This window comes from Plantactinospora sp. CNZ321 (assembly GCF_004217235.1).
Genome location: NZ_SHKQ01000001.1, coordinates 1,364,017 through 1,385,573, shown reverse-complemented (window position 1 = coordinate 1,385,573; position 21,557 = coordinate 1,364,017). Strand labels below are relative to the sequence as shown.

Sequence of the window (21,557 nt, the reverse complement as noted above, 5' to 3'; positions counted from 1 at the left end):
ACCTTGCCCCCATTAGTCATCACCGTTGCCCGCATCGGCTTCATCGTCCTGCTGTGGATCTTCGTGTTCACGGTGGTCGGGGTGATCCGTCGGGACCTCTTCGCCGGCGCGAGGTCCAGCCGCCTCGTCGCCGCGCCGCGCGGGGTGGGGGTCGCGCTGGGGCAGAACAAGCCGGCGAAGGTCAAACGGGGCCGGGCGGCGCACCAGTTGGTCGTCACCGGGGGCCAGCTCGCCGGCACGCGGATCACGCTCGGCGAAGCGCAGATCACCATAGGTCGGGCGGAGGACTCGACCCTGGTGATCACCGACGACTACGCCTCGGCCCGGCACGCCCGACTCGTGCCCCGATCGGGGCAGTGGTTCGTCGAAGATCTCGGCTCGACTAACGGGACCTACCTCGATCGCGCTAAGGTCACCGGACCTACCCCCGTCCCCCTCGGCGTGCCGATCCGAATCGGCCGCACCTCTCTCGAATTACGGCCATGACTCTGACCCTGCGTTACGCGGCGCACAGCGACCGCGGGCTGATCCGAGACGGCAACCAGGATTCCGTCTACGCCGGGCCGCGGCTTCTCGCCGTGGCCGACGGCATGGGCGGGATGGCCGCCGGTGACGTCGCCAGCAACATCGTCATCGGTGCCATGGCCCCGCTCGACGAGGACGTCCCGGGTGACGCCCTCGTCGACGCGCTGCGGTCGGCCGTGGACACCGCCAACCAACAGTTGCGCGACACCGTGGACGCCAACCCGCATCTCGAAGGGATGGGCACCACCCTCACCGCACTGCTCTTCTCCGGCAGCAAGATCGGCATGGTGCACATCGGTGACTCGCGCGCCTACCTGCTCAGGGACGGCGAGTTCGCCCAGATCACCAAGGACGACACATACGTCCAGATGCTGGTCGACGAGGGGCGGATCAGCCTGGAGGAGGCGAGCAGCCACCCGCAGCGGTCGCTGCTCACCCGGGCGCTGGACGGCCGCGACATCGACCCCGAATACTCGGTACGCCAGGTGCGCAGCGGTGACCGCTACCTGATCTGCAGCGACGGGCTCTCCGGGGTGGTGAGCGCGGAGACCATCGCGGACACCCTGCGCGACCTCAAGGACCCCCAGGCGTGCGTGGAGCGGCTGGTGCAGCTCGCGCTCCGGGGCGGCGGTCCGGACAACATAACCGTGATCATCGCGGACGCCAGCGACCAGGACATCCTGGAGGCCGCCCCGATCGTCGGGGGTGCGGCCTCCCGGGACCGGGGCATGGCGACCTCGGCCGACGACTCGACGCCGGCCGCCCGGGCCTCGGCACTCTCCCCGCCGCGTCCGGCCAGCCCCGAGCCGGCCGAGACCGAGCCCTCCGCGGACGACGAGCCCGAGCGCCCCCGTCGGCGTCCGCTGCGCACCGCCGTACTCGTGGTGGCGCTGCTCGGGGTGGTCGGCGCGGGACTCTGGTTCGGCTGGGACTACACCCAGCGGCAGTACTACGTCGGCGCCACCGACGACGGTCAGCTCGCGGTCTTCCAGGGCATTCCGGGCCGGATCGCCGGGCTCGAACTGTCGAACGTGCACGCCACCAGCCCGACCAAGCTGGAGGACCTGACCGCCGCCGCCCAGGAACAGGTGAAGCAGGGCATCCAGGCCGACGACGAGCCCGACGCGGTACGCCGGCTCGCCGAGCTGACGAACGAGGACCCGGGCAACCCCAACCTGAAGCCGCTCTGCCAGCCGAGCGTCCTCCCGACCCCCACGCCCGGCGTCACCACGCCGCCCCCGTCCGTACCCACTCCTACCCCCGGCCAGACCGTGCGGGCGACCGCCACCCCGGCGGGTACGCCCGACGCGCCACCGTCCGACCCGATCCCGCCGGTCACCGACCCTGCGGGATGCCGGTCGATCGAGTGAGCGTCAGCTCCGACGATCCGAGGGAATTCACGTGACCGCCCCGCCTGGATCGGCATCGACGCCCGCACCAACGGGCGAGCTGCCACGTGTCCGAGTCGCCGCCAGATCCAGGCGGAATGCCGAGTTGGCGCTGCTGCTGCTGGCCATGGTCGTCGTGGCGGCGTACGCGGCGACGGCCGAGGCGAACCTGCTCGACACGGTGACCTTCGACTTCTGGGTACCGATCGCGTCGATCACCGCCGTCTTCCTGGCGATCCACGTGGTGGTCCGATTCCTGGCACCGTACGCCGACCCGGTGCTGGTGCCGGCGGTCGCCCTGGTCAACGGCCTCGGCGTGGCCTTCCTGCGCCGGCTCGACCTGGGCCGGGCCACCCCGGACGAGCGGGCCGATCTCACCATGTTCTCCGGCACCGGCGGGCGGCAGCTCGCCTGGACGCTGCTCTCGGTGGCGCTCGCCGCCGGCCTGCTGGTGCTGATCCGGGACCACCGGGCAATCAGCCGGTACGCCTACACCCTGGTGCTGGCCGGCATCGTGCTGGTGATCACCCCGACGCTGCTGCCCCCGAAATACTCGCAGGTCAACCCGCAGTCCGACGCCAAGCTGTGGATCAGCTTCGGCGGGTTCACGATCCAGCCCGGCGAGTTCGCCAAGCTGGCCCTGCTGGTCTTCTTCGCCTACTACCTGGTCCGCAAGCGCGAGGTGCTCTCGCTGGCCAGTCGGCGGGTGCTCGGCGTCGACTTCCCGCGGGGTCGGGATCTCGGCCCGGTCATCGTGGTCTGGCTGATCAGTCTCGGGGTGCTGGTCTTCCAGAAGGACCTCGGCACCTCGCTGCTCTACTTCGGCATGTTCGTGGTCACCCTCTACATCGCCACGGAACGGGTCAGCTGGCTGATCATCGGCCTGCTGCTCTTCTGCGGCGGTGCCGTGCTCGCCTGGTATCTCGGCAGTACGGTCGGCGGGCCGTTCGCCAGCTTCTACACCCGGGTGGACATCTGGCTCGACCCGTACGGCGACCCGTACAACACCGGTTGGCAGACCCTCCAGGGACTGCTCGGACTCGGCACCGGCGGGCTCTTCGGGACCGGCCCCGGTGCCGGGCAGCCGTTGGAGATCCCCGAGGTGCACACCGACTTCGTCTTCGCCGGGCTGGGCGAGGAGATCGGCTTGTTCGGGCTCTCCGCCCTGCTGGTGGTCTATCTGCTGATCATCGAGCGGGGGCTGCGGGCCGCGCTGGCCGTCCGGGACTCGTTCGGCAAGCTGCTCGCCGGTGGCCTCTCCTTCACGGTCTGCCTCCAGCTCTTCGTGATCATCGGGGGCGTCAGCGGACTGATCCCGCTCACCGGCCAGACCACGCCGTTCCTCTCCGCCGGTGGCTCGTCGCTGATGGCGAACTGGCTGCTGGTCGCGGCCCTGCTCCGGATCTCCGATGCTGCGCGCCGGCCGGTCGACTCCAGCTCACCGGCCCGGCCCAGCGGGGTGCCCGCCGGACCGCCGGCCCAGTTGCACGGCGCCACAACGGAGGTGATCAGGCCGTGAACGCACCGTTGCGCAAGGTGGGCATCGTCGCGATGATCCTGTTCGGCCTGCTCTTCGCCAACCTCAACTACGTGCAGGCGTACAAGGCCGACGAGTACCGCAACAGCGACTACAACGGCCGGGTCCAGGTCGCCGAGTACGAGCGCAAGCGCGGGATCATCGAGGCCGGCGGGACGCCCCTGGCGACCAGCAAGGAGACCGGCGGCAAGCTGAACTTCCTCCGCACCTACCCGAAGGGTGAGGTGTACGCGCACGTCCTCGGGTACAAGCCGGTCAACATGGCCGACACCGGGATCGAGAAGAGCGAGAACGAGTTTCTCGCCGGGACCAGCGACCAGCTCCTCGGAGACCGGGTGCGGGACCTCTTCACCGGCAACCAGACCGCCGGCGGGAACATCCTGCTCACCCTCTCGCCCCGGGCGCAGGAGACCGCGTACCGCGAGCTGGCCAACAACCGCAAGGACGCGACCAAGGGCGCTGCGGTGGCGCTGGATCCCACCACCGGGGCGATCCAGGCACTGGTCTCGATGCCGAGTTTCGACCCGAACCCGCTGGTCGCCCACGACACGGACAAGGCGCAGGCGGCGTACGACCGGCTCGACGCCGCCAAGGACGGCCCGCTGAAGAACCGGGCGCTCTCCGAGATCTTCCCGCCGGGCTCCACCTTCAAGGTCATCACCGCGGCCGCCGCCCTGGAGAACGGGTACGACCCCGGCACCCGGATCCCGGCCGGCGCGAGCTACCTGGCGCCGACCGCCGGTGAGGAGATCCGTAACGCGGCGCCGAGCATCTGCCCCGAGTCCCAGGTGACCCTGACCCAGGCGTTGACCGAGTCCTGCAACACCGGCTTCGCCCGGCTCGGGGTGACGCTCGGCGCCGACAAGCTCAAGGACGAGGCCCGCCAGTTCGGCTTCGAGGACGACGAGTTGGCCGTGGGCCGGCTCAACGGCTCGGGCCAGAAGGTGGTGGCGAGCCGTACCGGCGAGATGGCGACCCCGGACGGCAACGACGACCCGCCGCAGGTGGCGCAGTCCTCGATCGGGCAGAACAACGTCCGGATGACCCCGTTGCAGGGCGCGTTGATCGCGGCCACGGTGGCCAACGACGGACGGCAGATGCGGCCGTACCTGGTGCAGCAGCAGCTCGGCCCGGACCGCACCACCGACTACTACACGGCGGTGCCGAAGGAGCTGCGCGAGCCGGTCAGCGCCGAGGTCGCCGGCCAGCTCCAGGACATGATGGTCAGCGTGGTGCAGAACGGCACCGGCACCAACGCGAGGATCAACGGGTACCGGGTCGGTGGCAAGACCGGCACCGCCGAGACCGGCGGGACCAATCCCGACCACGGCTGGTTCATCGGGTTCGCGATCAACAGCGCGGGCAAGCCGATCTCGGCGGTCTGCGTCTTCCTGGAGAACGCCGGGTCGGGCGGCAGCGGCGAGGCGGCGCGGATCAGCCAGCAGATCATGCGGGCGGTCATCGCCGACCGGGGAGGCCGTTGACATGCTGAAGCCCGGAGTGCTGCTCGGCAACCGGTACCGCCTCGACGAGCGGATCGCCGGCGGCGGCATGGGCGACGTCTGGCGGGGCACCGACGAGGTGCTCGGCCGTACGGTGGCGGTCAAGATCCTGCTGCCGGCCCTGCTCGACGAGCCGGGCTTCGCCGAGCGGTTCCGGGGCGAGGCCCGGACCATGGCCACCATCAACCACCCCGGGGTGGTGGACGTCTACGACTACGGCAGCGACCAGCAGATCGCCTTCCTGGTCATGGAGTACGTCGAGGGCGACGCGCTGTCCCGGACGCTGAGCCGGGTCGGCCGGCTCACCCCGGCCCGCACCATGGCGCTGGTCGCGCAGGCCGCCGACGCGTTGCAGGCCGCGCACGACAAGGGCATCGTGCACCGGGACGTGAAGCCGGGCAACCTGCTGGTCCGGCCGAACGGCACGCTCGTGCTGACCGACTTCGGCATCGCCCGCTCGGCCCTGGTCGGGCAGCTCACCGCCGCCGGTTCGGTGCTCGGCACGGCGTCCTACATCTCCCCGGAGCAGGCGGCGGGCGAGGTGGCGACCCCCACCTCCGACGTCTACGCGCTCGGCGTGGTCGCGTACCAGTGTCTCGCCGGCCGGCGGCCCTTCGAGGGCAACAGTGCGATCGAGATCGCGATGAAGCACGTCCGGGACGCTCCCCGGCAGCTCCCCGGCGACATCCCACCGGCGATCCGGGCGATCGTCGAGCGGTCGATGGCGAAGGACCCCAAGGCCCGCTGGCAGAGCGCCGCGGAGTTGGCGGCGGTGTCCCGGCAGGCCGCGGCCACGATCGGGATGGCCGGCCAGCCCGGGCGCCCGGTAGGGTCGCTGCCGGTGCCGCCACAGCGCCCCGCACCGCAGCCGCCCGCGCCGGCAATGCCGCCCCGGCCGACCTCGGTTCCGCCCGCGCCCCGGGTGCCACCCGGCGCCGCGCGGGTCGCGCCGGCAGCGCCACACTCCCCGGCAGCCGTGCCGGTGGCCCGGCCGCCGGCCGGTACGGCGCCGGTCGGACCCGCCGGCTACAACCGGGGCGCGGCCCCGGTGCCGCAGCCGATCCGGCCCCGACCGGAGGTCGCATACTCGTATCCGGGACGTCCGGCCGTACCGCCGTCGTCGTCCGGGAACCGCTCGCTGCTGATCGCGCTCTTCGTCGTGTTGGGCATGTTGGTAATGATCTGCTCGGGCGTGATTGCCTTCAACTGGAGTAAGAACCAGAACCAGAACAGCAGCATGCCAGCGCCCCAGACGGCGACAACGGACATGCGGTCGGCAGCCGGACGCGACGCACCAACCGGTGCGCCGTACCGTCTGGTGGAGCGGACCGTGGACCCCGACGGGGTGACCAGATGAGCGAAGGACGACAGACGAGATGACGGCGCAGGCCCGCCTGCTGGGTGGCAGGTACCAGGTCGGCGAGCTGCTCGGTTACGGCGGCATGGCCGAGGTGCACCGCGGGCGCGACCTCCGGCTCGGCCGCGATGTCGCGATCAAGATGCTTCGTACCGATCTGGCTCGCGACGACACCTTCCAGATGCGCTTCCGCCGCGAGGCGCAGAACGCCGCGTCCCTGAACCACCCCGCGATCGTCGCCGTCTACGACACCGGCGAGGAGATCGCGCCGACCGGTGAGACGCTGCCGTTCATCGTGATGGAGTTCGTCAACGGCCGGACGCTCAAGGAGGTGCTGGCCGCCGAGGGGAGGCTGATGCCCCGGCGGGCCCTGGAGATCACCGCCGACGTCTGCGCCGCGCTGGAGTTCAGCCACCGGCACGGGATCATCCACCGGGACATCAAGCCCGGCAACGTGATGATGACCCAGACCGGCCAGGTCAAGGTGATGGACTTCGGTATCGCCCGGGCGCTGGCCAGCGGTGCCACCACGATGACGCAGACCAGCGCGGTGATCGGTACCGCCCAGTACCTCTCGCCGGAGCAGGCCCGGGGCGAGGCGGTGGACGCGCGATCGGACGTCTACGCCGCCGGTTGTGTCCTGTTCGAGCTACTCTGCGGCCATCCGCCCTTCGTCGGCGACAGTCCGGTCAGCGTCGCGTACCAGCATGTCCGGGAAGATCCGCCGTCGCCGAGCGACCTCAACCCGGACGTCACCCCGCCGATCGACGCGATCGTGCTCAAGGCACTGTCGAAGAACCCGCTCAACCGGTACCAGAGCGCGGCCGAGATGCGGGCCGACCTGCTCCGCGCGGCGGCCGGCCGGCCGGTGATGGCCACCCCGGTGCTGCGCGAGGACCAGACGATGGCGATGTCGCACACCGCCACGACCCGGCAAATCCCGGCCGGTGGGGGTCGGCCGATGCCGCCGGCCCGGGTCGGCGACGCCCGGCGCCGCAAGGCGTCCGCCTGGGTGATCGCCACGCTCAGCGGTCTCGGCGTGCTCGCGGTGATCGCCCTGGTCGCCGCACTGATGATCAATAAGAATGGCGGCGACACACCGGCCACGGTCGAGGTGCCGAACGTAGTCGGCAGCACCCGGGAGGTCGCCGAGAACAGCCTGCGCCAGGTCGACCTGACCCCCAAGCTCGGCGCGGCGGACACCAGCGACGACTGCGAGATCGGGAAGGTCACCGCGCAGAGCCAGCCGGCAAACACCTCCGTCGAGGCGGGAACCGAGGTCGAGATCCGGGTCTGCGAGGGCCCGAAGGCGGTGGAGATCCCGACGAACCTGGTCGGCGGCCGGTACGAGGCGGTGAAGGGCCAACTCGAGCGCCTCGGACTGACCGTGCAGCGCAAGGACGTCAACAGCGAGGAAAACGAGGGCATCGTCGTCAAGGTCGACCCCGCCGAGGGTAAGAAGGTCGCCCCGAACAGCACCGTGGTCGTCGAGGTCTCCCGGGGCAACCTCGTCGAGGTACCCCGAGTCACCGGGCTCCAGGAGGACGACGCGCGGGATGCCCTACGGCGCGCCGGATTCGACGTGAAGGTCGTCGACGGCGAGCCGGTCCCGCCGGCCGAGGCCGGCGAGGTGACCGGGCAGAACCCGCGCGGCGGGGAGAAGAGGCGGACCGGTACGACCGTGACGATCACCGTCAGCGTGCCGGAGGAGGACGACGAGCCGACTCCCCCCGGCCCCACCCCGACGGACAGCCCGGGGCCGGGCACCGGCGGTGGCTCCGGCGGCGAGCTGTTCCCGCCGTTTACCCGGCCGGACGAACGCTGATCGGAACCCGGCCGGCACAGAACGCTGGTCGCACCGAAGCGGAGGGCCGGCCATCCCCGACCGGATAGGTCGGGGATGGTCGGCGGCCCCGGGTCAGGCCGTGACGAAGGCCGACCGACGCCGGGCGTCGACCTCGGCGGCGAGCGCGGGAGCCCGGTCCAGCGCCGAGGGCAGGCCGCAGCCGTCGAGCCAGTTGGCGAGCATCAGGTGGCCACCCTCGGTCAGCACCGACTCGGGGTGGAACTGCACGCCCTCGATCGGCAGGTCACGGTGCCGCATCGCCATCACCACACCGGACCCGGTCCAGCCGGTGACCTCGATCTCCGGCGGCAGGGTCTCCGACGGTACGGCGAGTGAGTGGTACCGGGTCGCGGTGAAGGGTTCCGGCAGCCCGGCGAGGACACCCACCCCCCGGTGCCGCACCTCGGACGTCTTGCCGTGCAGCAGTTCGGGTGCCCGCTCGACGGTAGCCCCGAACGCGGCGCCGATGGCCTGGTGACCGAGGCAGACGCCGAGGATCGGCAGCTTCCCGGCGTACTCGCGGATCACGTCGAGGCAGACGCCGGCCCGGTCCGGGGTACCGGGGCCCGGGGAGAGCAGCACACCGGCCACGCCGAGCCGGCCCACCTCGGCGAGGTCGATCTCGTCGTTGCGGCGTACCTCGCAGTCGGCGCCGAGCTGGCCAAGGTACTGGACGAGGTTGAAGACGAACGAGTCGTAGTTGTCGATCACGAGGACGCGCATCGGGCCTACCTGGTCGGGCTCGGGGGTGGGGTGTTGTTCCGGGTGGTGTCGTACGGCAGGTCGTGCTCGTCGCCGGGCGGCTCGTCACCGGCCCCCGGGTTCTCGCCGTCCACGCCCGGCTCACCGCCCGGATTCCCGGGAACGCCGTTGTCCTGGGTCACCTGGACGTCGTCGAACGGCAGCAGCGGCTCGGCCCACGGAAAGACGACGTACCAGAGCAGGGCGAGCAGGCTCGCGGTGATCAACAGCGAGCCGATCAACTTTCCCGGAAGCCCGAACGGCAGCTTGCGCCAGATCCACCCGTACATGGCGGATCAGCCGTCCAACTCGGGCGGTCGGGGCGAGCCGACCGTCTTCGGATCGGTACGGATCAACTGAGCGTGCACGATCAACCGCTGATAGTTGTCGAATTTCGGGTTGCAGGTGGTCAGGGTCAGCATCGCCTTCGTCGGCTTCGCCCGTGGCCGGCCGGGAACGGGGGCGACCACCTCCACCTGGGTCGGTTTGACGATCCGGGTCTGCGACACGTGGTAGATGAACCAGGCGTCCTTGGACTCCACCACGATCGCGTCGCCGTCGTCGAGCTCGTCCAGCCGCCAGAAGGTGGCCCGGTTCCGGTGGCCGGCGACCGAGAAGTTGCCGACCTGTCCGGGCAGGGCACTGGTCGGGTAGTGGCCGGGGGCGTACCGGATGTCCTTCTGGGTGACGCCCTCCACCACGACCCACTGCTTGTCCAGCTTCGGGATGTAGAGGCCGGCGATGGGCTTGCCCCGCACCGGCTTGGCCGGTTTGGGGGTGGCGGTGGGCGTGGGACCGACGGTCGGGTCCGGCTCCTCCCACTGCTGGGCCAGCTGCTGGCCCAGGTCGTCCTGGTGCGCGTTGACGATGGTGGACTTGCCCCATACCTCGTACGCCGCGAAGAGGAGGATGACCAGGCCGAAGGTGATCAGTACCTCGCCGGTGGCCCGGATGCCGGTCCTGATCCGGGAGCCGATCGACGGCCGGGTCAGTTCGGAGTAGACGCTCTTGTACCCCTCGCCGATCTGCTCCGGCCGGAGCCGGACAACCCGCTCGCCGCGCTTGGCCTGCTGCTCGACCTCCGTCCCGCCGTCCCCGTCGTCCGCGTCGTCGGTCGCCGCTGGTCGGGGCGGGATCGCGCCGATCAGCGCGGTGGAGTCGATGTCCTCCCGGCGGGGCGTGACCGGGGGCCGGATGTGTGGCAGTGCCGTGGTGGCGTCGTCGGCTCGGCTACCCGAGCCGCGCTGCGGCATCGGCGGGATCGGGGCGGTGGCATCGGGGTCCGGCGGCGCGACGGTCGGGATGAGGGCGGTCGGGCTGTCGGTGCGGCCGGCCCCGTTCACCGGACCGGTTCCGCCGGTCCCGTGGCCGTGCCCGGTTCCGTGGCCCCCATCGCCGTGATCGGTTCCGCCGGTGCTGTTGGCCTGGGTGGTCTGGTTGGGTCGCGCGGGTGCGCCGCCGAGCCGGTCCGGCGTACCGCCGGGGGCCGGTCGGGCACCGCTGGCGGTAGCCCCCGGCGGCGCCGCGGTAGTCGCGGGCGGTGCCCAGGCATCCGGGGCGGCCGGCACCGGGGTACCCCGCCGGCCGGTGAGGCCGGCATCAGAGGTCGGCTCCCAGCGTCCGGGGTCGGCGGGCGGGACCGGCTCCCAGCGTCCGGGGTCGGCGGGCGGGACCGGCTCCCAGCGTCCGGGGTCGGCGGGCGGGACCGGCTCCCAGCGTCCGGGGTCGGCGGGCGGGACCGGCTCCCGCAACCCGTGGCCGGCGCCCGGACCCGGCTCCCAGGCGCCCGGCCGGACCGTCGGTGCCGGCTCCCAAGGGTCGGCGACGGTGTTCGGCCCCGGCGGCCGGCGCTCGGGATCGACGGCCGGGTCCCACCGGCCGGCGGGCGTCGCCGGCTCCCGGCGATTCGCCGGCGGGTGGGCGATCCGGAACTCGGGCTCGACCGGCGAGTACGGCTGCGGGCGGTTCTCCTCGGGCGTGCCTCGGCGCTGACCGGGGTGGCCGTGCTCGCCCGGACGTGGCCCAGGCGGCCCGGACGGGCCACGCCCGACCGGCTCGGCGGTCGGATAACGGCCGGGATCTCCGACGGATGGGCTGACGGTGCCGCGCACAGGAGGGCTGACAACGCCCGGCGGGCCGACGATGCCGTGCGGTGGCGGGCGGACAGCGCCGTGTGGTGGCGGGCTGACAGCGCCGGGGGTGGGCGGGCCGGGGGTGCCGCGTACCGGAGGCGGAACGGGAAGGGTGCCGTGGGCGGGCAGGTCGATGGTGTCGTGGGCGTCCGGCGGCGCCGGTACGGGCGCCTGCGCTGCCCGGCTCGGCGGCGGTGCCACGACGTGATCGACGGTGATTCGCGGGCGACGGCTTCCGGCGGGCTCTTCCGGCTGGGGGCGGGACGGCCGCGGCTCCCAGTCGGCGCCCGGCGGTTCGTCCGTCTCCGGTGGCCGGCGGGACGGCCGCGGTGCCTGGTCGGCTGCTGACGGCTCGTCGGCCCCGGGCAGCCGGGGGATGAACATGGTCGGGTCGTCGCCGTCCGGCGCGCGGTGCCGACCGTTGCGGGCGGGGTTCGGGTCGCCGGCCACCGGGCTCATCCGAGAACCTCGGCCGATCGGAGACCACCGGGACCGTCGTACGCGGGAACCGTCAGGTTGTGCTCCACCGCCTCGTGGTATCCGAGGTGGTAGTGGGTGACGGCGTCCTTGAACAACCGGACTCCCTCGGACGCGGCGAGTGCTCGCTGTAGTGCGGCGGGATCGCCGATGGCCGTGATCTTGAATGGTGGTGAGTACACCCGACCGTGCAGGAGCAGGGTGTTCCCCACGCAGCGTACCGCGCTGGTGGAGAGGACACGGACACCCATGATTGTCATCGCCTCGGCGCCCCCGGCCCAGAGCGCGTTGACCACGGCCTGTACGTCTCCCTGGTGCACCACGAGATCGTCGTTGCTGGCGTCGGCGGGCAGGCTGCCATCGCCCTGCTGCGGTGCGTCGTCGAGTTCGACGGAGATCCCCGGTCCGGCCAGCGCGGTGAACCCGGCCGCCTCCCGGCTGGCCGCGGCCCGGGCCCGCTGGGCCGCGACCCGGCCGTCGGAGCCGCCGAGAGCCTCGGTCTGGCTCTCCACCTCGTCGCGGAGCGCGGCTGCCCGCTCCTGCCCCGCGGCGACCTGGTCGCGGCGGTTCTCGATGAGCTGGGCGAGCTCCGGGCGCCGGTCCTCGCGCAGCGAGGTGCCGCCGGCGGTGGTGGCCGTGGTGGTGAAGAGCAGCCCGGCGGCGAGGGCGATCAGGGGTACGCCCACCGACCATCCGGGGCGGCGCTCGGCCGACCTCCTGGGCAGTAGCCCCACGGCGACGCGGCGGAGTACCTTCCGCCAGGAGGCGACGCCGGAGGTGTACTCCATCGAGCCTTCCCCCTCACGATCATGGCAATCTGGTAATTATGTCTCAATCGCGGGAATTACCGAGGCGATCCGGGCGTTCCACCGTCTGTACCCGGATGGCTGGGTCCGTGGCCTGATCGGGTTCTCGCGACTACGCTAGCTGTCGAACATTATTGGCCATGGACCGTCGCCCTTGCGTCCGGTTGTCAGGCCGGACGAGGATCACCACCCCCTCAGGAGAGCGCCGTGCCCAAGTCTCAGGTACGTAAGAAGAAGGTGTACACCCCGCCGACGGACGTCCGTCCCACGTCCACGGCGGCGACCCGCAAGCCTAGCCCGGTCTGGCTGCCGGCCACGGCGGTGGCATTGATCGTCTTCGGCATCGGCTGGCTGGTGGTCTTCTACCTGTCCGAGATGGAGTACCCGGTCGCCACCTGGCGGTACTGGAACCTGGCCATCGGCTTCGGCGCGATGGTCGGTTCGCTGGGTCTGCTCTCCCGCTGGCGCTGACCCCGGTCCCACCTCCGCACTCCGGCGCCTCAGGTCGTTCGGCGTACCCTGGCCCCGGGCTCGGCGGGTGTCGAGCGCCTGTTTCGGCGTGGTGACCACGGGTGCGACGATAGTCACGTTACCAATGAGTAACCTCGCCGCGTAGGCTGCGTACATCGTCGTCGCCGTCGGTCGACGGACCGTCGGCCGACGGCTGACGAGGGGTAGGCAGCAGGACGGGGAGGCCAACACGCATGGGCAGCGTCCAGATCGTCACCACGATCCTCGCGGCCGGCATCACCGCGGTCGCGGTATGGCTGGCGACACGCGCGGTGCTGCGGATGACCGCGGTGGTCCGACTCGGGCAGCCCGACCCGGGACGCTTCACCGACCGGGGCACCCGGGCCCGCACCATGCTGGTCGAGACGCTCGGCCACACCCGGATGCTCCGCTGGAGCGTGGTCGGTGCCGCGCACTGGTTCGTGATGGTTGCCTTCCTCGTCCTCTCGCTGCTGGTGCTGGAGGCGTACTTCGAGGTGGTCAGCCCGACCGGTGGGCTGCCGCTGATCGGGCACTGGGTCGGCTACGGGCTGGTCACCGAGCTGATCGGAGTATTCGGGCTGCTCGGGATCCTCGTCCTGATCGGCATCCGGCTGGCCAACCGGCCGAGCAACCCGGCCCGGCTGTCCCGGTTCACCGGCTCGACCATGTGGCAGGGCTACTTCGTCGAGGCCGTGGTGCTGGCCGTACTGATCTGCGGGTTCCTGATCCGGGGCTTCAAGGTCGCCACCGACCACTTCGAGTTCCCGGCCTGGGCCACCCCGGTCAGCCACGCCGTCGGCGCGCTCCTGCCGGCCTGGGAGGCGGGCACCAGCGTCACCGCCCTGGTGAAGATCGCGATCTCCATGACCTGGGTCATCGTCATCGCGCTGAACGTCACCATGGGCGTCGCCTGGCACCGGTTCGCCGCCTTCCCCAACATCTTCTTCAAGCGCGACCCCGGCCGGCCCGGTTCCGGTCTCGGTGCGCTGCGCCCGATGACCAGCAACGGCAAGCCGCTCGACTTCGAGGAGGCCGACCCGGAGTCCGATCAGTTCGGGGTGGCCCAGGTCGAGCAGTTCACCTGGAAGGGGCTGCTGGACTTCACCACCTGCACCGAGTGCGGGCGGTGCCAGTCGCAGTGCCCGGCCTGGAACACCGGCAAGCCGCTCTCGCCGAAACTGCTGGTGCTGTCGCTGCGCGACCACGCGTACGCCAAGGCGCCGTACCTGCTCGCCGGTGGTGGCAAGGACCTGACCGGCGAGGAGAAGGGTACCGAGGCCCAGCTGGCGCAGGTGGACGCGCTGGCGCTGGCCGAGGCGGGCCGGCCGCTGGTCGGCGGCGCCGAGGAACTCGGGGTGATCGACCCGGACGTGCTCTGGTCCTGCACCACCTGCGGCGCCTGCGTCGAGCAGTGCCCGGTCGACATCGAGCACGTCGACCACATCGTGGACATGCGCCGCTACCAGGTGCTGATCGAGTCGAGCTTCCCGTCGGAGGCCGGCGTGATGCTGCGCAACCTGGAGAACAAGGGCAACCCGTGGGGTGCCCCGCCGAACACCCGGGAGGACTGGACCAAGGGGCTCGACTTCGAGGTGCCCCGGGTCGGCGAGGTCGAGGACTTCGAGTACCTCTTCTGGGTCGGCTGCGCCGGGGCGTTCGAGGACCGGGCCAAGAAGACCACCCGGGCGGTGGCCACCCTGCTGCACTCCGCCGGTGTCGACTTCGCCATCCTCGGCGAGGGCGAGACCTGCAGCGGCGACCCGGCCCGGCGGATCGGCAACGAGTTCGTCTACCAGATGCTCGCCCAGCAGAACGTCGAGACCCTCAACGAGGCGTTCGGCGACCGCGAGCCGGCGAAGCGCAAGATCGTGGCCACCTGCCCGCACTGCTTCAACACCCTCGGCAACGAGTACGGCGAACTCGGTGGCGAGTTCGAGGTCGTGCACCACACGCAGTTGCTGGCCCACCTGGTCGCCGAGGGCCGGCTCACCCCGGTCCAGCCGGTGGACGGCGGCCTGACCTACCACGACCCGTGCTACCTGGGCCGGCACAACCGGGTCTTCACCCCGCCCCGCGAGGTGCTCGGCGCGGCGGCGGCCGACGGGATCACCGAGATGCCGCGTAACCAGGAGCGCTCCTTCTGCTGCGGCGCCGGTGGTGCCCGGATGTGGATGGAGGAGCGGATCGGTAAGCGGATCAACGTCGACCGGGTCGAGGAGGCGATGTCGACCGGCGCGAAGACGATCGCCGTCGGCTGCCCGTTCTGCTCCACGATGCTCAACGACGGAGTCAACGGCAAGGAGGCCGGCGAGCAGGTCGAGGTGGTCGACGTCGCCACCGTACTGCTCCGCTCGGTGACGCCGGCCGCCCCCGGCGACCCCGAACCGGCCGACACCGCCGGCTGAGCATGGGCTGGCCGGCTCCGAGGGCCGGCTGAGCCCGGGCTGGCCGGCCCTGCGGTGCGGGACTCCCCAGCCCGTTACCTGCGGAAAACCGCACCGGTAACCTCCAGAGGTGTCAGCAGGGCCGGAGATCGCGAGCCGGGGTGCCGAACCGGCGCCCCGGCCGGACGCCGGACGTACGCTGCCGGGTCTGCTCCGCCGCTCGTTCCGGCTCGGCGTCGGACTCCTGATCGGCGCGGTGACCGCGACGGTGGAGCTGACGTACCTGCTCGGGCTGGGCGCGATCCTGCTGGTGCTCCGGGTACGCGCCGACTCCGACCGGGCGACGGCGGACCGGATCGTCCAGCGGATCGAGACCGGTGCCCGGCAGTTGGCCGAGGTCGAACGGTGGCGGCTGGAGACGTTCCTGGGCAGCGAGAACGCGGCCGACTACACCGGCCGGCGGGCCGTACGCTACCTCGCCCTGCGCTGGGCGGTCGGCATGCTCGGCGGCTTCGTACTGCTGCTCTTCGGCTGGGGCGTGCTCTCCGGCGGGCTCTGGATCTGGGAGGCGGTACGCGGCGAGAGCAGCCCGCTGACCTTCCTGGCCCAGCTCGTCCTCGGGCTGGTCGGCCTCTTCCTGGTGGTGCAGGGCAGCATCGGAGTGGTCGCACTGGATCGCCGACTGGCCCGGCGGTTCCTCGGACCGAGCGGCCGGGAGGTGCTCGAACGGCGGATCACCGAGCTGGCCACCAGCCGAGCCGGGGTGGTGGCGGCGGTCGACGCGGAGCGGCGGCGGATCGAGCGGGACCTGCACGACGGCGTACAGCAGCGGCTGGTCGCGCTCGGCATGCTGGTCGGCCGGGCCCGCCGCACCGCCGACCCGACCAGGGCGGCGGAGCTGCTGCGCCAGGCGCACGAGGAGTCCGGCCGGGTCCTCGACGACCTCCGCGAGGTGGCGTGGCGGGTCTATCCGACCGCGCTGGACAACCTGGGGCTGGCCGACGCGCTGGCCCGGGTCGCCGAACACGCCGGGCTGCCGGTCCGGATCGACCACCGGCTGACCGGCCGGCCGGGACGGGCGGTCGAGACCGCCGCGTACTTCGTGGTCTCGGAGGCGGTGACCAACGCCGCCAAGCACGCCCGGGCCAGCCGGGTCGACGTCGAGATCGCGGCCCGGGACGGCCGGCTGGTCGTGACGGTCGTCGACGACGGCGTCGGCGGTGCCGACCCGACCGGCGTCGGCCTGTCCGGACTGGCCCGCCGGATCGCCGCGCTGGACGGCCACCTCGGGGTGGCGAGCCCGGCCGGCGGCCCCACCACCGTCGTCGCGGAGCTGCCGTGCGAGTGATGTTGGCCGAGGACTCGATCCTGCTCCGGGAGGGGCTGGTCCGGCTGCTGGCCGAGGAGGGACATCGGGTCACCGCCGCCGTCGGCGACGCGAACGCGCTGGTCACGGCCGTCGCCGCGGATCCGCCGGAGGCGGTGGTGGTCGACGTGCGGATGCCGCCGACCCACACCGACGAGGGGCTGCGCGCCGCGCTGGAGATCCGCCGCCGCTGGCCCGCCGTCGGGGTGCTGGTGCTCTCCCAGTACGTCGAGAAGCGGTACGCCGTGGAGCTGCTGACCAGTCAGAGTGGCGGTGTCGGGTACCTGCTCAAGGACCGGGTGGCCCAGGTCGGGGAGTTCCTCGACGCGCTCGCCCGGGTGGGTGACGGCGGCGCCGCCTTCGACCCGGAGGTGGTACGCCAACTGCTGGCCCGGACCAGCCACACCGACCCGCTGAGCCGGTTGACCGTACGGGAGCGGGCGGTGCTCGACCTGATGGCGCAGGGGCACACCAACGCCGCCATCGCCGGGCAGCTGCACGTCTCGCAGAGCGCGGTCGAGAAGCACGTGAACGCCATCTTCGACAAGCTGGACCTGGCACACGTCACCGGGTACAGCCGGCGGGTGCTCGCCGTACTCCGCTACCTCGGGGGCTGACGTAAGGAAGGGCCCCTTCTTATCGTTTTCTGGTGTAGAAGGGGCCCTTTCCGTACAACTCGTCATGCTCGGTGGCGGCTGCGTGGGCGGTCGCGCCGGGCCAGCCGGGCGAGCACGAACCAGCCGACGGCGAGCGCCACCGTCACGATCACCAGCTTCTGGAACAGGCTGGCGTACTCCTCGACCAGGTGCCAGTTCTCGCCGAGCAGGTAGCCGGCCAGCACGAAGACGGTGTTCCAGATCAGGCTGCCGAGGGCGGTGCAGAGCAGGAAGGCGTCGAGCCGCATCCTTTCGATGCCGGCCGGGATCGAGATCAGGCTGCGGAAGATCGGGATCATCCGGCCGAGGAGGACCGTCTTGACCCCGTGCCGCACGAACCACGCCTCGGTACGGTCCACGTCGGCGAGCCTGACCAGCGGCAGCCGGGCGGCGATCGCCCGGGTACGGTCCCGGCCGAGCAACGCGCCCAGGTAGTAGAGCGCCAGCGCGCCGAGCACCGACCCGAGGGTGGTCCAGAAGATCGCCGACCAGAGACTCATCTCGCCCCGGCTGGCGGCGAAACCGGCGAGCGGCAGGATGATCTCGCTGGGCAGCGGCGGGAAGAGATTCTCCAGCGCCACCGCCAGGCCCGCTCCGGGGGCACCGAGCCTGTCCATCAGGTCGGTCGCCCACTCGGCGATCCCGCTCAGCGGGGTGGGTTCGGCGGCCACCGGGGCCGTATTATCGATCATGAATCCGACGCTAGTATGCGTGGCCCGTCCGTACACTGTGGATCGGCACCCGGTCCACTGCCGGGCGCCACAGTCACGGACTGCGGTGAACCACACACGGCGCTCGTTCGTACCTGTCGATGTCGGACCGCCGTCGGCGGCCCCGACCAGACGACGGTGGGCCGACGGCCCAGGCGATTGGTGGGCCGACGGCCCAGACGACGGTGGGCCGACGGCGGCCCCCTTCGACCGCGAGGAGGCGGGCGCCGCGTGGCGGAAAGCGCACCACACCGGATGGTGGCGGAGTCCAGCGGGCGACACCGGAGGGTCGGGCCGGTCGTCCGGCCCGACCGGGCCGGACGCCGGCTCCGGCTGATCTCCACGGTGGGGCTTGGAGCAGGGTTGCTGCTTCTTGCGATCCCGTTCGGGGCGGAGACGCTCCGGACGACGGTCTGGGGTGGCGGAACCGAGCCGCGGGGCGGGATACCGGCAGCGGTGGCCAGCCCGCCGGCACCGGAGTCGACCCCGGCTGCCGGGCCGACCCCGGCGGACGCCCCGCCGACCGGTCCGGCCGCCCCGACCCCGACCGCGACCTCGACGGCGAACCCGACCTCGACACCCCGGGCGACCGGTGCTCCGGCACCGACCCCGCCGGTACCGTCGAGGCCACCGCTGGCGGATGCGGCGGCGCCGACGCCACCCGCGACCACCGGTCCGTCGCCTCCCGCGACCACTAGCCCTCCGCCCCCACCGCCGCAGCCCGTGCTGCTCGGCCCGAACGGCCGGGACGAGCTGGCCAGGATGATGGACCGCTACTGCGACGCGCACGTCGGCGGGCTGAGCTGGGCGGACACCCGTGACGACGGCGGTTGGGAGTGCGGTCGGCTGCTGTTGCCGGCCCGGACCGTCGACATCGACCGGGCCTGCCGGGACAGCTACGGCGATGCGGCGTTCGCGGAGAACCGAGCGGGCCGCGACCCGTTCGGCTGGCGCTGCTTCCGGCACTGAGCCACCGGGGTACGACGTCCGGCCCGGTGGCCGGTTCCCTGCTGCTCGGCCGGCACGACGCCGCCGCGCGCACCGGGCAGCCGACGCCTGGTCGGGGCGGTACTGTGCTCGATTATCGCGGGCGGGACGCAACCACGGTCGAGGTGAACGCATCATCGACGCCCTACTCCTCAGCACCCTGTTGCCGCTGCTCGGCTTCGTCCTGTTGACCGGCGGGAACGCGCTCTTCGTCGCGGCCGAGTTCGCACTGGTCACCGTGGACCGGGCGGAACTCGACCGGCGGGTGGCCGGCGGCGACCGGCGGGCCGGTAGGGTCCGCAAGGCGCTGCGTGAACTCTCCTTCCAACTCTCCGGCGCGCAGCTCGGGATCACCATCACCGCTCTGCTCACCGGCTATCTCGCCGAGCCGGCGCTGGCCAAGCTCTTCGCCCCGCTGCTCCGGCCGGTCGCCGGGGACGCCACCGGGCGGGCCACCCCGCTGCTGGCGCTGGCCCTGGCGACGCTCCTGTCGATGCTCTTCGGCGAGCTGGTGCCGAAGAACGCCGCGCTGGCCCGGCCGATGCGGGCCGCGCTGGCCACCGCGGGGCCGATGCGGGCCTTCTCCCGGATCTTCGGCTGGTTGATCCGGGCCCTGAACAACTCGGCGAACTGGCTGGTCCGTCGCCTCGGCGTCGAACCGCAGGAGGAGCTGGCCAGCGCCCGCTCCGCCGAGGAACTCGGCCTGCTGGCGGCGATCTCGGCCCGGGCCGGGGCCCTGCCCCGGGAGACCGCGATGCTACTGCAACGGACGATCCGGTTCGGCGACAAGCGGGCCGCCGAGGCGATGACACCCCGGGTCGACGTGGTCGCGCTGCGGGCCACCGCCTCCGTCGCCGAGCTGCTGGCGCTGGCCCAGCAGACCGGCCGGACCCGGTTCCCCGTCTACGAGGAGACCGTGGACCTGGTGACCGGGGTGGCCGGGGTGGTCGACGCGCTGGGCGTACCACCGAACCGCCGGGCCGTGACCACGGTGGCCACGGTGGCCCGGGAGCCGGTGTACGTGCCGGAGAGCCTGGACCTGGACGGCGTACTCGCGGCGCTCCGCTCGGCCGGCGCGGACCTGGCGATCGTGGTCGACGAGTACGGCGGTACCGACGGCGTGGTGACCGTCGAGGACCTGGTCGAGGAGCTGGTCGGGGAGATCGCGGACGAGTTCGACCCGGTCGCCGAGGGGCTCGGCCGGCAGGCGGCCGGGTTCAACCCGCGGGCGGCCGGGTTCGACCCGCGGGCGGCCGGGTTCGACCCGCAGCGGGCCGGGCGCGACCCGCGGGCGGCCCGGTCCGGCGCGGCCGCCGCCGAGGAGAGCCCGGTCGCGTCGAGGGTGCCGGGCGGGGAACGCACGGTGCTGGTCGACGGGATGCTGCGCGGGGACGAGGTGATCGAACAGGTCGGCTTCCGGCTGCCCGAGGGCCCGTACGAGACACTCGCCGGGTTTCTGCTGGCCCGGCTGGGCCACATCCCGGTGGCCGGCGAGACCGTCGAGGAGCAGGGCTTCGAGTTCACCGTGGTCGAGGTGGTCCGGCATCGGATCGAGCGGGTCCGGGTGGTCCGGCCGGAGGAGGTCGCGGGGTGAATCTGCTGATCACCCTGGGCCTGCTGCTCGGCAACGCCTTCTTCGTAGGCAGCGAGTTCGCGCTGATCGCGTCCCGGCGTACCGTGATCGAGCCGCTGGCGGCCGGTTCGCAGCGCGCCCGGTGGGCGCTCTCGGCGATGAACCAGATCCCGCTGATGATCGCCGGTGCCCAGCTCGGCATCACGATCTGCTCGCTCGGCCTCGGCGCCATCGCCGAGCCGGCGCTGGCGCACCTGCTGGAGGGGCCGTTCCACGCCGCCGGGTTGCCGGACCGTGCCGTGCATCCGGTCGCCTTCGTGTGCGCGCTCGGCGTGGTGGTCTTCCTGCACACCGTGATCGGCGAGATGGTGCCGAAGAACATCACCCTGGCCGGGCCGGAGCTGTCCGCGCTCTGGCTCGGGCCGGCGATGCTGTCGTTCTGCGTGGCGACCAAGCCGCTGCTGCTGGCGATGAAGTGGGCGTCGGCGCGGATCCTGAGTCTGTGGCGGATCGAGGCCACCGACGCGGTGAAGACGGTCTTCACCGCCGAGGAGTTCGCCGGGCTGGTCTCGCAGGCGCGTACCGAGGGGTTGCTCGGCTCCGAGGAGCATGCCCGGATCACCGGCGCGCTGGCCCTGAACCGACGTACCGCCGCGGACGCGATGCGGCCCTGGGCGACCGTCACCACCGTGGCCGAGGACGTCTCCGCGGCCTCCCTGGAGGTGTTGGCGACCCGCACCGGCCGGTCCCGGTTTCCGGTGGTGCAGCGCTCCACCCGCCGGGTGCTGGGCTTCGTGCACGTCAAGGACATCATCGGGTACTCCGGTGCCGCCCGCCGGGCGCCGGTGCCGGCGGCGCTGCTCCGGCCGCTGGCCGTGGTGCCGCCGGACCGGAGCCTCGCCGACCTGCTGCTGGCGATGCGCCGGGAGCGCCGGCACATGGTGCTGGTCGGCGACGGGCGGGTGCCGATGGGGGTGGTCACGCTGGACGACGTGCTCACCGCCGTCGTCGGGACGGCCACGGACCCCACCGGCACCGCACAACAACCCGCACCGACGGCCGGTTAGCCCTGTCGCGG

18 protein-coding genes are annotated in these 21,557 nt (G+C 72.1%); 13 read left to right on the top strand and 5 right to left on the bottom strand.

The annotated features are described in order from the left end of the window. The first annotated feature begins 3 nt into the window (after positions 1–3). From EV371_RS06110 to pknB, 6 genes are all read left to right on the top strand, one after another. On the top strand, positions 4–486 hold the full coding sequence (locus tag EV371_RS06110) for an FHA domain-containing protein FhaB/FipA (RefSeq protein WP_130461186.1): 483 nt from the start codon (positions 4–6) through the stop codon (positions 484–486). Further along, complete coding sequence (locus tag EV371_RS06105) at positions 483–1,895, top strand: BofC C-terminal domain-containing protein (protein WP_130461185.1); 1,413 nt, start codon at positions 483–485, stop codon at positions 1,893–1,895. Before EV371_RS06110 ends, EV371_RS06105 begins: the two co-directional genes overlap by 4 nt. 145 nt (positions 1,896–2,040) lie before the next feature. Beyond that, positions 2,041–3,432, top strand: a complete 1,392-nt coding sequence (locus tag EV371_RS06100) for an FtsW/RodA/SpoVE family cell cycle protein (protein ID WP_130465692.1) — start codon at positions 2,041–2,043, stop codon at positions 3,430–3,432. After that, a complete protein-coding gene (locus EV371_RS06095; RefSeq protein WP_130461184.1) occupies positions 3,429–4,934 on the top strand; it encodes a peptidoglycan D,D-transpeptidase FtsI family protein in 1,506 nt (501 codons plus the stop codon). The genes EV371_RS06100 and EV371_RS06095 overlap by 4 nt, the downstream gene beginning before the upstream one ends. Before the next feature lies 1 nt (position 4,935). Then, positions 4,936–6,309, top strand: coding sequence for a protein kinase domain-containing protein (locus EV371_RS06090; RefSeq protein ID WP_130461183.1), 1,374 nt, complete (start codon positions 4,936–4,938; stop codon positions 6,307–6,309). A 19-nt stretch (positions 6,310–6,328) separates the two neighbouring features. Continuing rightward, a complete protein-coding gene (gene pknB, locus EV371_RS06085) occupies positions 6,329–8,134 on the top strand; it encodes a Stk1 family PASTA domain-containing Ser/Thr kinase (protein ID WP_130461182.1) in 1,806 nt (601 codons plus the stop codon). Between the two features lie 93 nt (positions 8,135–8,227). Here pknB and EV371_RS06080 read toward each other — a convergent pair whose 3' ends face one another. From EV371_RS06080 to EV371_RS06065, 4 genes are read right to left on the bottom strand one after another with little or no spacing between them, the layout of a single operon-like run. Further along, on the bottom strand, positions 8,228–8,878 hold the full coding sequence (locus tag EV371_RS06080; protein ID WP_130461181.1) for an aminodeoxychorismate/anthranilate synthase component II: 651 nt from the start codon (positions 8,876–8,878) through the stop codon (positions 8,228–8,230). A 5-nt stretch (positions 8,879–8,883) separates the two neighbouring features. Next, on the bottom strand, positions 8,884–9,186 hold the full coding sequence (locus EV371_RS06075) for a hypothetical protein (RefSeq protein ID WP_130461180.1): 303 nt from the start codon (positions 9,184–9,186) through the stop codon (positions 8,884–8,886). Positions 9,187–9,192: 6 nt separating this feature from the next. Then, entirely contained in the window at positions 9,193–11,487 is a 2,295-nt protein-coding gene (locus EV371_RS34135; RefSeq protein WP_486484509.1) for a class E sortase, read from the bottom strand. Further along, positions 11,484–12,293 carry a DUF881 domain-containing protein gene (locus EV371_RS06065; RefSeq protein WP_130461179.1) on the bottom strand — a complete coding sequence of 270 codons (810 nt, stop codon included), beginning with the start codon at positions 12,291–12,293 and terminating at the stop codon, positions 11,484–11,486. Before EV371_RS06065 ends, EV371_RS34135 begins: the two co-directional genes overlap by 4 nt. Before the next feature lie 225 nt (positions 12,294–12,518). Between EV371_RS06065 and EV371_RS06060 the strand changes: the two genes are divergently transcribed. From EV371_RS06060 to EV371_RS06045, 4 genes are all read left to right on the top strand, one after another. Further along, positions 12,519–12,782 (top strand): cell division protein CrgA, encoded by a 264-nt coding sequence (locus tag EV371_RS06060; protein WP_130461178.1) that lies wholly within the window; start codon positions 12,519–12,521, stop codon positions 12,780–12,782. Positions 12,783–13,015: 233 nt separating this feature from the next. Continuing rightward, positions 13,016–15,208 (top strand): heterodisulfide reductase-related iron-sulfur binding cluster, encoded by a 2,193-nt coding sequence (locus tag EV371_RS06055; protein WP_130461177.1) that lies wholly within the window; start codon positions 13,016–13,018, stop codon positions 15,206–15,208. 109 nt (positions 15,209–15,317) lie between these two features. Next, a complete protein-coding gene (locus EV371_RS06050) occupies positions 15,318–16,535 on the top strand; it encodes a sensor histidine kinase (protein ID WP_486484508.1) in 1,218 nt (405 codons plus the stop codon). After that, positions 16,526–17,170 (top strand): response regulator, encoded by a 645-nt coding sequence (locus tag EV371_RS06045; RefSeq protein ID WP_130461176.1) that lies wholly within the window; start codon positions 16,526–16,528, stop codon positions 17,168–17,170. The genes EV371_RS06050 and EV371_RS06045 overlap by 10 nt, the downstream gene beginning before the upstream one ends. 62 nt (positions 17,171–17,232) lie before the next feature. On the opposite strand, the gene EV371_RS06040 is transcribed toward EV371_RS06045, so the two are convergent. Next, positions 17,233–17,901, bottom strand: coding sequence for a DedA family protein (locus EV371_RS06040; protein WP_130461175.1), 669 nt, complete (start codon positions 17,899–17,901; stop codon positions 17,233–17,235). Between the two features lie 249 nt (positions 17,902–18,150). Between EV371_RS06040 and EV371_RS06035 the strand changes: the two genes are divergently transcribed. The 3 genes from EV371_RS06035 to EV371_RS06020 all read left to right on the top strand — a co-directional run bounded on the left by EV371_RS06035 (position 18,151) and on the right by EV371_RS06020 (position 21,546). Then, positions 18,151–18,888 (top strand): hypothetical protein, encoded by a 738-nt coding sequence (locus EV371_RS06035; protein ID WP_130461174.1) that lies wholly within the window; start codon positions 18,151–18,153, stop codon positions 18,886–18,888. Between the two features lie 181 nt (positions 18,889–19,069). Beyond that, positions 19,070–20,500, top strand: a complete 1,431-nt coding sequence (locus EV371_RS06030; RefSeq protein WP_486484507.1) for a hemolysin family protein — start codon at positions 19,070–19,072, stop codon at positions 20,498–20,500. Beyond that, the gene (locus EV371_RS06020) at positions 20,497–21,546 is read left to right on the top strand and encodes a hemolysin family protein (RefSeq protein WP_130461173.1); all 1,050 of its coding nucleotides are present in this window, start codon (positions 20,497–20,499) and stop codon (positions 21,544–21,546) included. The genes EV371_RS06030 and EV371_RS06020 overlap by 4 nt, the downstream gene beginning before the upstream one ends. Positions 21,547–21,557: the final 11 nt, after the last annotated feature.